General features: G+C 57.6%; 1 protein-coding gene. It reads left to right on the forward strand.

Going from position 1 to position 316, the window contains the following annotated elements; translation table 11 throughout:
- The coding region (locus KVS69_RS19195; protein WP_254622299.1) for an ATP-binding protein at nt 1–262 on the forward strand (262 nt) is incomplete at its 5' end.
- Between the last annotated feature and the right edge of the window lie 54 nt (nt 263–316).

Consider the following 316-nt stretch of genomic DNA (forward strand, 5'->3'; position numbering starts at 1 on the left):
CCAAGACCCTGCATCGACAAACCATGCGCCCGAGCCCCACGTCTGCCTGACGGTCGAGGACGATGGCGAGGGCATCCCACCTGACAAGCAGGCACGGGGTTTCGAGCCCTTCTTTACGACCAAACCGGTAGGACGGGGCAGCGGTCTTGGTCTGAGTCAGGTCTTTGGTTTTACTACGCAATCCGGGGGATTTCCCCAACTAAGCAGCGTTCCGGGCGAAGGCGCCCGCATCACGCTCTGCTTTCCAATCTATGAGCCTTGAAATGCCCATCAACGTTTTGTTTGTTGAAGACGAAGAAGATCTGCGCACCGTGGT

It is taken from the genome of Stenotrophomonas sp. GbtcB23 (genome assembly GCF_019091045.1).
GTDB classification, from domain to species: Bacteria; Pseudomonadota; Gammaproteobacteria; order Xanthomonadales; family Xanthomonadaceae; genus Stenotrophomonas; species Stenotrophomonas rhizophila_A.